Annotated in this window: 9 protein-coding genes; 1 reads left to right on the forward strand and 8 read right to left on the reverse strand. The window is 57.9% G+C overall.

Annotation, left to right across the window (positions count from 1 at the left end; all coding sequences use genetic code 11):
- Position 1 precedes the first annotated feature (1 nt).
- The 5 genes from ACUTSW_RS21085 to ACUTSW_RS21105 all read right to left on the reverse strand — a co-directional run bounded on the left by ACUTSW_RS21085 (position 2) and on the right by ACUTSW_RS21105 (position 5,753).
- Positions 2-1,018 carry a Zn-dependent oxidoreductase gene (locus ACUTSW_RS21085; RefSeq protein WP_062869710.1) on the reverse strand — a complete coding sequence of 339 codons (1,017 nt, stop codon included), beginning with the start codon at positions 1,016-1,018 and terminating at the stop codon, positions 2-4.
- Positions 1,019-1,032: 14 nt separating this feature from the next.
- Complete coding sequence (manD, locus tag ACUTSW_RS21090) at positions 1,033-2,247, reverse strand: D-mannonate dehydratase ManD (protein WP_006327237.1); 1,215 nt, start codon at positions 2,245-2,247, stop codon at positions 1,033-1,035.
- Between the two features lie 192 nt (positions 2,248-2,439).
- On the reverse strand, positions 2,440-3,339 hold the full coding sequence (gene yegS / locus ACUTSW_RS21095; RefSeq protein WP_445585278.1) for a lipid kinase YegS: 900 nt from the start codon (positions 3,337-3,339) through the stop codon (positions 2,440-2,442).
- A gap of 487 nt (positions 3,340-3,826) precedes the next feature.
- Positions 3,827-5,179, reverse strand: coding sequence for a prephenate-dependent tRNA uridine(34) hydroxylase TrhP (trhP, locus tag ACUTSW_RS21100; RefSeq protein ID WP_004951966.1), 1,353 nt, complete (start codon positions 5,177-5,179; stop codon positions 3,827-3,829).
- A 235-nt stretch (positions 5,180-5,414) separates the two neighbouring features.
- Entirely contained in the window at positions 5,415-5,753 is a 339-nt protein-coding gene (locus ACUTSW_RS21105) for a YegP family protein (protein WP_004951963.1), read from the reverse strand.
- A gap of 298 nt (positions 5,754-6,051) precedes the next feature.
- On the opposite strand from ACUTSW_RS21105, the gene ACUTSW_RS21110 reads away from it, so the two are divergent.
- Positions 6,052-6,225 (forward strand): hypothetical protein, encoded by a 174-nt coding sequence (locus ACUTSW_RS21110; RefSeq protein WP_020439576.1) that lies wholly within the window; start codon positions 6,052-6,054, stop codon positions 6,223-6,225.
- A gap of 6 nt (positions 6,226-6,231) precedes the next feature.
- On the opposite strand, the gene baeR is transcribed toward ACUTSW_RS21110, so the two are convergent.
- From baeR to ACUTSW_RS21125, 3 genes are read right to left on the reverse strand one after another with little or no spacing between them, the layout of a single operon-like run.
- Positions 6,232-6,948 (reverse strand): two-component system response regulator BaeR, encoded by a 717-nt coding sequence (gene baeR, locus ACUTSW_RS21115; protein ID WP_004951961.1) that lies wholly within the window; start codon positions 6,946-6,948, stop codon positions 6,232-6,234.
- On the reverse strand, positions 6,948-8,330 hold the full coding sequence (gene baeS, locus ACUTSW_RS21120; RefSeq protein WP_445585279.1) for a two-component system sensor histidine kinase BaeS: 1,383 nt from the start codon (positions 8,328-8,330) through the stop codon (positions 6,948-6,950). The genes baeR and baeS overlap by 1 nt, the downstream gene beginning before the upstream one ends.
- Positions 8,327-9,760, reverse strand: coding sequence for an MFS transporter (locus tag ACUTSW_RS21125; protein ID WP_445585280.1), 1,434 nt, complete (start codon positions 9,758-9,760; stop codon positions 8,327-8,329). The genes baeS and ACUTSW_RS21125 overlap by 4 nt, the downstream gene beginning before the upstream one ends.

A 9,760-nucleotide genomic window follows, 5' to 3' on the forward strand; every position in this document is an offset into this window, starting at 1 on the left:
ACTAACTGAATTGCAGTAACACTTTGCAGCAGGTGCGCTGATCTTTTTCGAACATCAGCATCGCCTGTTCCACTTCACTGGCGGCGACGCAATGGGTGATTAACCGCTGCGGGTCGATTTTTCCGTTGGCCATCCAGTCGATAACCTGCGGGAAGCGGGCGCTGTTGAGGCGCGAGGAGAAAATCGACAGCTCCTTGCTGGTGATGCTTTGCTGGGTGACGGTGCAGGCATCGCCGGAGAAACCCATGATGCCGATGCGCGCCGCCGGTGATGCAAGGTTAATGGCTTCCTGCAAAATGGCCGGGTGGCAGGCGGCGTCGACAATCAGCGTCGGGCGGATGCCTCGTCGTTCCAGCTCGGCCGGCAGCGAAGCCTCGGCGTTATTGAACGTCCAGTCGGCACCGTTTTCTTGCGCCATGGCCAGCCGTTCGGCGATGCGGTCGGTAACTATCACCTGCTTCACGCCGTAGACCCCTTTCAGCGTCTGGATCACCGTCAACCCCATCGGCCCGGCACCGTAGATCAGCGCGATATCCTCGGCCCTGGGTTGCAGATGGGCGGTGATATTGGCGGCAATGGTGAAAGGCTCGACCATCGCGGCGTGGCGATCGCTGATGCTTTCAGGAATGCGGTAAGCGTTGCGCGCCGGGGCGCAGGCATAGTCGCTGAAGCCGCCGTCGCGGTGCACGCCGATCACCTGCAGCTCGCTACAGACGTTGGGGCGCCCGATGGAACAAGGATAACAATGGCCGCAGCTCACCACCGGATCCACCGAAACGCGTTCGCCGATGCGTTGCGGGTCGACGTCGCTGCCCACCTGATCAATCACGCCGAAAAACTCATGGCCGATCACGCGCGGGTAGCGGGCGAACGGGTTATGCCCATGATAAATGTGCACATCGGAGCCGCAGATGCCGGCAAACTTCACCTTTACCCGCACTTCGCCGGCGGCCGGCTGCGGCAGTGGGCGCTGCTGGATAACCAGCCGACCAGGTTGTTCAATCACCACGCTTTGCATTGCGCGTTCTCCCGTTACCAGTTCCATAAGGTGCCGTCCTCCAGGCGCGCGACCGGCAGATAGGCCGGTTCGTACGGATAGCGTGCGGCCAGTTTTTCGTCGAACTCAATGCCCAACCCCGGTTTGTTGCCCGGATGCATGTAGCCGTCGTTGAAGGTCCAGCTGTGCGGAAACACCTCGAGCATTTGTTCGGAGTAACCCATATATTCCTGCACGCCAAAGTTCGGCACCCACAGATCAAAGTGCAGCGCCGCCGCCATGCAGATAGGCGACAGGTCGGAAGGGCCATGCGAACCGGTACGCACCTGATACAGCGAGGCGAAATCGGCGATGCGGCGCATGCCGGTGATACCGCCTGCGTGGGTGAGGGTGGTGCGGATATAGTCGATCAGCTGTTCTTCAATCAGCTGTTTGCAGTCCCAGATGCTGTTGAAGACTTCGCCGACGGCGATAGGCGTAACGGTATGCTGGCGGATCAGGCGGAAGCATTCCTGGTTCTCCGCCGGGGTCGGATCTTCCATCCAGAACAACCGGTACTGTTCAATGCTTTTGCCAAAGCGCGCGGCCTCGATCGGCGTCAACCGGTGGTGCATGTCGTGCAGCAGATGCTCGTCAAAACCGAACCTGTTGCGCACCGCCTCGAACAGCTTGGGGGTGAAATCGAGGTATTTCTCCGTGGACCACAGCTGCTCTTCCGGCCAGTTGCCTTTGGTGGCCGGTTCGTAGGCCAGCCCTTTGCCTTTGGCCATGCCGTAAGTGGTTTTCATGCCCGGCACGCCGCACTGGGCGCGGATGGCTTTAAAGCCCAGCTCTTTATGTTTGGCGTAGTCGTCGAGCACTTCGTCGATGGAATGGCCGGTGGTGTGGCAGTAAACCATCACGCCGGTGCGCGATGCGCCGCCCAGCAGCTGATACAGCGGCATATTGGCGGCCTTGCCCTTGATGTCCCACAGCGCCATATCGACGGCGGAGATGGCGGACATGGTGACCGGGCCGCGCCGCCAGTAGGCGCCTTTATAGAAGAATTGCCAGATATCTTCGATCTGGTGGGCATCGCGGCCGATCAATTGCGGGCAGACATGATCTTTCAGGTAGGAGGCTACCGGCAGTTCGCGGCCATTGAGGGTGGCGTCGCCGATGCCGGTAATGCCGTCGTCGGTGGTGATCTTCAGCGTGACGAAATTCCTGCCTGGGCAAGTGACAAACACCTCTGCGTTAACAATTTTCATAACGTCTACATCCTGTTCCCACGGGTCATTAATAGGGAAAAAATACGCCATGAACTAACTACCATACAAGTATGATTTAAAGGATTTGCCGGGGAAGATCACATTTCATCGCGTAATAGAGGGAAGGGAGAAGGGGGAACCGGCGGGGGCGCAGCAGGCTGGCTGCGCCCAGGGTTCAGAGAAAGGGCGGCCTTAGCCCAGCAGCTCGCAGTTGGGCGGCAGGCGGCATTCAATGGCGTTCGGCAGCACTTCGATGCGGAAATGCGTGCCCTTCAGTGGCTCGCCGTCGAGGTTAAAGGTGATCTCGTGCGGCGCATTGATTTCCAGCCAAGGCAGCGCGGCGCTAACCACGTTTTTGTTTTCCTCGCCGTTAACCAGGCTGGCCACCAACGCCGGCAGCAGTTCGTCTGCGATCAGCAGCCGCAGTTGCAGCAGCCCGTCGTTGATTAACGCGTCCGGGCACAGCTGCTGGCCGCCTCCGGCCTGCTTGCCGTTGCCGATGCCAATCACCAGCGCGTCTCCGGACCACTGGAAATCCGGCCCGCGGATCTCGCAGCGGTCGGCCTTCAGCGTATCCATGCGCAGCAGGCCATGAATAAAGTAAGAAACGCCGCCCAGTACGGCCTTTAGTTTTTCCGGCGTTTCGGTGGTGATGCGGGTGCCGAAACCGCCGGTTGCCATGTTGATAAAGTAGCGTTCGTCATTGACCTTCGCCAGATCGATCGGCACCGCACGGCCTTTCGTCGCCAACTGCAGCGCCTGTTCCGGTATCAGCGGAATATTGCAGGCCACGGCGAAGTCATTGGCGGTGCCCAGCGGCAGTATGCCCAGTGCCGGGCGGCTGCCCGCAGGCAGCGCCGTCAGCGCGGCGGCCACTTCGTTGATGGTGCCGTCGCCGCCGCCGGCAATCAGCGTGGTGACCCCCAGTTGGCAAGCTTCCTTCACATAGCGCGCTGCGTCACCCTGTTCCCAGGTCACGCGAACGTGCAGGGTCTGGCCCTCATCCCGCAGCTTCTGCACCGCAAGGCGAACGTCTTCGTTGCCTGCGCCTTTGCCATTAATGATAAGAAGCGCTGACGTGTGTTGACTCATTCCCTCTCTCCCGGCTGACCAATGCTTTGGACTGAAAAAGATAAACTACAAGCGGAGAGCAGACCATCAGAATATTCAGTTAATTCTGATTATCGTCAGCGGGCCAATGATTATTTCTGCATATTTGGCTTAATTTAAGATATAGGTGCGGTATCAGCAGCGAGTTATCGTTAATGGTTTAATTAATCGATGAGGTTGGGTATTTATATGGAAATGCGGTTTTGCGTGTTATTAAAATAGATAACTCGACAATTTTAACTGTCGAAAAATATTAGGGTTTCATCTGCGGGTATTTTGACGGCGCCAAAGAAAAAGCCAGCCCAAGGGAGATTGGACCGGCTAAGGAGGTGGTTCCTAGTATTGCTATGCAAATATTTTTCATTCTTGGTTTTAAGCAGGCTGATGGTAACCAAGCTGCGCGGTAATTGATGTGATCCAATTCTAATATTTGCTAAAAATCGCCACCTAAGGGTGGCGATGGGTGTTTTTACGCGGCGGGACTCTGGGTGTCCGGTAAATTGCGGATCAGCAATGCGTAATTGAGATCGATATCCTGTGGGATCGGCAAATAAACGATGTGCCCGTTGCCGGGCGCCACGTCGATCGCTTCGCCTTTCTTATTTTGCATGCTCTCCAGAGTAAACAACACGTTACCGCCGGGGGTCATCATCTCCACGCCGTCGCCGATCATAAACTTGTTTTTCACGTCCACTTCCGCCCAGCCGTCGCGCCTTACGCCGGTAAATTCGCCGACGAACTGCTGGCGTTCGGACAGCGAGGAGCCGTAATCGTAATTTTGCTGCGCCTCATGCACGTGGCGGCGCAAAAACCCTTCGGTGTAACCGCGGTGCGCCAAACCTTCCAACGTAGTAAGCAGCGAGGGATCGAACGGCTTGCCTGCGACCGCATCGTCAATGGCGCGACGGTAAACCTGTGCGGTGCGCGCGCAGTAGTAAAAGGACTTGGTGCGGCCTTCAATTTTCAGCGAATGCACGCCGAGTTGAGTCAGACGCTCTACGTGCTGGATGGCGCGCAGATCTTTCGAGTTCATGATGTAGGTGCCGTGTTCATCTTCAAAGGCGCTCATGTATTCATCCGGCTTTTGCGCTTCGGAGAGCATGAACACCTTGTCGGTCGGCGCGCCGATGCCCAGCGTCGGCTCGACGGTCTGCACCGGGATCGGCTCATGCAGATGCACGATGTTGCCGGTGTCATCCTCTTTGCCTTCTTCCGCCTTGTACTGCCAGCGGCAGGCGTTGGTGCAGGTGCCTTGGTTGGGATCGCGCTTGTTGATGTAACCGGACAGCAGGCAACGGCCGGAGTAGGCCATGCACAGCGCGCCGTGGACGAAGATTTCCAGCTCCATCTCGGGGACCTGGCTGCGGATCTCGGCGATCTCCTCCAGCGACAGCTCACGCGACAGGATCACGCGCGTCAGCCCCATCTGCTGCCAGAACTTCACCGTCGCCCAGTTGACCGCATTGGCCTGCACCGACAGATGAATGTCCATCTGCGGGAAGGCTTCGCGCACCATCATGATAAGGCCCGGATCGGACATGATCAGCGCGTCCGGGCCCATATCGATCACCGGTTTAAGATCGCGCAGGAAGGTTTTCAGCTTGGCGTTGTGCGGCGCGATGTTCACCACCACATAGAACTTCTTGCCCAGCGCGTGGGCTTCGTTGATCCCCTGCGCCAGATTCTCGTGATTGAATTCGTTGTTACGCACCCGCAGGCTGTAACGCGGCTGGCCGGCATAAACCGCATCGGCGCCATAGGCAAAGGCGTAACGCATGTTTTTCAGCGTTCCGGCCGGGGAGAGAAGTTCCGGTGTAAACATAATGAGTCTCGGTCTGATTTCAGGTCAGTATACCTGTGTCTTTCAAACTGCAGCGTTGTTGACTGCAACATGAAAGCCAGTGGGTATAACGCACCACCAAATGGCGCAGTAAAAGCGGGGGATTGTAGCGGCAGAGCGGCAAAAAATCAGCAGTTAACCGGATTTATTACAGGGGGATTGATCCCGGTCATAAGAAAAACGCGCGATGGCGATCATCGCGCGTCGGGTGACGAAGTTACGCGCTTAAATCGCGCACGTCGGTGCTTGGGCCGTTCTTGATCACCGACTGAATGCCGTTTTTCGCCGCAGTTTCAGAACTGTACATTTCACTGACGCCGATCACCTGATGGTTCTTGGCTTTCAGTACAAAGTAAGGTTGATTGCTGGTGCTGTGTTTCAATTCGTACTGCGCTTCCTGGGGGGAGTTGGTTTGCACCGAGGCAATGCCATTCTCCGCCGAGGCTTTGCTGGCGTACATCTCACTGCCCAAAATGATTTCGCCATTACTGGCTTTCAGGTTGAAGTGGTATTGCCCATTCTTTGCTTTTTTCAGCTCATAGTGACCGATTGCCATGGTTCCTCTCCTGTGGGTTCCGATAAGTGATGTAAGTGTAGCCAATAGCTTGAAATTGGGCGGCTAATAAACATCCTTTGCGCAGCATAGCTTAAAAAAGACGCAATTTTTTTGCGTTGGCGTTGAATTTCATCAGCAAGGGACGCCAAAGCACGGGAAGCTAATGGCGAGCCCGATGCCCAAAATTGCGTAGCTTGCAGCATCGCAAAACAATGCGATTAAAAAACAAGCGAAGCATTTGGATATCGACGCTCAACAGGCATATTCTTGGAAAGGAATTCGTCAAAAGGAGTCAGGGATGGAAAGAAACGCAAAGCAGTTTAGAGACGGCAAAAGCCAGGCTAACCCGGATAATTGGGATTTATTGCTGGCAATGATCGCCAAAACAGAGATGCCCCATGATTTTCTGACGGCTGAGGAACGCCGGCAGGAGGTTGTTGACCGCGACCCTTTTCGGAGCGCAGCCAGTTAGCCCTCCTTATAGCCCGTTTATCAGCCGGCAGGGTTCGGATTCCCAGCGATAACCCACGCCGTATACCGAGCGAATAAACGACTTTTCACCGTCGATCAGCTCCAGCTTGCGCCGCAGGTTTTTGATATGGCTGTCGATGGTTCGGTCGGTGACCACCCGGTAGTCGTCATACAGATTGTTCAGCAACTGCTCACGCGAGAAGACGTTGCCCGGCTGGCTGGCCAGGGTTTTCAACAGGCGGAATTCCGCCGGGGTGAGATCCAGCATCTGGCCTTGATAGCTGGCCTGAAAGCGCGGTTCGTCGATATGCAACTGCGTTTCTTCCTGCTGGTTTTCCAGCGGCCGATAGCAGCGGCGTAAAATGGTTTTCACCCGAGCCACCACTTCTCGCGGGCTGTAAGGCTTGCAGATGTAATCGTCCGCGCCAATCTCCAGCCCCAGCAGGCGATCAATCTCCTCAATCTTCGCCGTCACCATCACCACCGGGACATCGGTAAAACGGCGCAGTTCGCGGCATACCGTCAACCCGTCGCTGCCCGGCAGCATTAAATCCAGCAGGATCAGCGCCGGGGAGTGTTCATGTACCGCCGGCACCACCTCGCTGCCGTTGGTCAGCCAGCGGGTGGCGTATCCCGCGGCCTGCAGATAGTCCACCAGCAGTTGGCCCAGCTTGGGTTCGTCTTCAACAATCATAATTTGCAACGGCTGATTCTGGGATTCCATCATGGCGCCTTATTCATTATCGGGGTGGCAAATTCTACTGTAATCCGCACGCCGCCCAAAGGCGAGTGCGCAGCAAAGATCTGGCCGTTGTGGGCTTCCACGATGTTTTGACAAATCGACAACCCCAGGCCGGAACCGCCGCTGGCGCGGTTGCGCGAGCCTTCGGTGCGGTAGAAGCGTTCGAAAATGCGCGCCAGCTGTTCGTCGTTGACGCCGGGCCCGCTGTCCTGCCAGTAAAGCCGCAGCCGCCCCGGCAACTGTTCTGCGCCAATCTCCAGCTTACCGCCGGCGTCGGTGTAGCGCAGGCTGTTCTCCAGCAGGTTGTTGAACAACTGATTGAGACGATCGGGATCGCCGAACAGCGACGCCTGTTCCGGCAGCAGGGTGACGATCTCAAGCCCTTTGGCGCGAAAACGCTCGCGGAAGGTGGCGACCGCAATTTGCAGCAAATGTACGCAGTCGACCGACGATTTACGGTAGGCCAGTGCGCCGAGATCGGACAGCGACAGTTGATGCAGATCGTCCACCAGTTTGGTCAGGGTGGAGACTTCCGCCTGCAGCGAGCTGAGCGACGCCTGCGTCGGCTGGCGCACGCCGTCCTGCAATGCCTCCAGTTCGCCACGCAGTACCGCCAGCGGGGTGCGCAACTCATGCGACACGTCGGCCATAAAAGCGCGCCGCATCTGCTCGTTCTTTTCCAGCGAGGTGGCGAGCTGATTGAAATCCTGCGCCAAGCGGCCGAGCTCATCCTGGCTGTCGACGGTCACTCGGGTACTGAAATCACCGGCCGCCAGCCGGTGGGTGCCGGCGACCAGCCGTTTGACCGGGGCCAACAGCCCGCGCGACATCAACCAGGTCACCGCCGCCGCCAGCAGCGTGGAGAGTGCGACTATCATCCAACTGGTGCGCTTTTGCTGCTGGTCGAAATTGATATCGGTATTGCGGGTCAGCCGCTCGACCGGCGTGGTGATCACCCAGCCGACGATTTCGTTGTTGTAGCGGATCGGGTGGCGCGGGCCTTCTTTGGGCACCGGGCCGGAATGTCCCACCAGCCGGTTGAATTGATTGTCCACCACCCAAAACTGAGTGCGCCAGCCTTTGGGCGGCAGATTATGGCTGCTGTCGCTGTTTTGTTCGAACGAGCGCATGATCTGGTAAATCACCTGATCGTTATTGCGCAGAAAAACCCAGTTGCCGTGATGGCTGTACTGTTCTTCCAGCGCTTCGCTCAGCATGTTGATACGTTGTTCGTTGCTGTGCTTGATGTAGCCGATGAAACCGCGTTCAAAGCTGACGCGCACGCCCCAGTGCATGGTGATCAGCACCAGCATGCAGGTGGCGAAGATGGCCAGAAACAGTTTCCCGGTGATGCCTATTCTCATTTTTGTAACCTCGTTGAACCGGTGCCCGGCTCTTTGGTCAGCGTGCGGTTTGGCGCGCTATCCGGCGGCACGCGGGCAAAAGCCAGCGCGGGCAGGGCAATGATTAACGCCATACAGCAGTAGCTGTAAATAAATGCGCTGTGTATCGCCGGGCTGTCAGTGACCACCTGGTGATGGGCAAAGCTGCCAATCAGGATCCCGGCGATGCTGACGCCGAGGCTCATGGACAGCTGCATCACCATCGACAGCAGGCTGTTGCCGCTGCTGGCCAGCCGGTCCGGCAAATCTTTCAGCGTCAGGGTATTCATTGCCGAGAAGCGCAGCGAGTTGACCATGCCCTGGAAGAACAGCACCGCCGGCAGCAGCCAGATCCAGCCGATCATCGCCACCAGCGGGAAGCTCAGGCTGATCAACGCCAGCATCAGCGTGGCGGCCACCAGCACGTTACGGTAACCGAAACGGTTAACCACCCGCACCACGATACGCTTCATCCCCATGCTGCCGATAATCATCGGGATCATCATCAGCCCTGCGTGGAACGGGGAAAACCCCATGCCCACCTGCATGAACAGCGGGGTCATAAACGGCAGCATGCCGCTGCCGATACGGCCCAGCAGGCCGGCGGTCAGCCCAATCTTGTAGGTTTGGGTTCTGAATAGCCGCAGGGAGAACAGCGCCCGGCTGTTACCGCGCGCATGCCACCAGTAACCTGCCAGCGCCGCAATCCCCATCGCCACCAGTCCGGCGATAGTGGCGATGGACAGCCCCATGCCCTTGTGGCCGTCGAGCGCCAGCGTCAGCGTCGCCATCCCGATCGCCAGCATGATAAAACCGCTGACGTCAAAGCGCCGGGTCTGCATGCGGTAGTTGGGCATCAGCAGCAGCGTGGCGATGGCGCCGGCGATGCCGACCGGGATATTGATCAGGAAAATCCAGTGCCAGCTGGCGTACTGCACCAAAAAACCGCCCAGCGCCGGCCCCATCAGCGGGCCGATTTGGCCGGGCAGGGTGACGAAGGTCATTGCCGCCATATATTGCTCGCGCGGCACGATCTTCATCACCGTCAGGCGGCCGACCGGCACCATCATCGCGCCGCCGATGCCCTGGATCACCCGCGAGGCGATCAGCTCATTCAGGGTTTCCGAACGGGCGCAGAGGATTGAGCCGAGGGTGAACAGCACGATAGCGCTGAAGAACACCCGCTGCACCCCAACCCGATCCGCCAGCCAGCCGCTGGCGGGCAGCATTACGGCTACCGTCAGCACGTAGGAGACGATCACCGACTGCATGCGCAGCGGGTTCTCCCCCAGGCTGACGGCCATCGACGGCAGGGCGGTGTTGACGATGGTGGTGTCCAGCGTCTGCATAAAGAAGCCGAACGCCACGATCCAGAGTTGCCACTGTACTGAGGCGGTGCGTTTTATGATCAT

The organism is Serratia sp. TSA_198.1 (assembly GCF_052686505.1).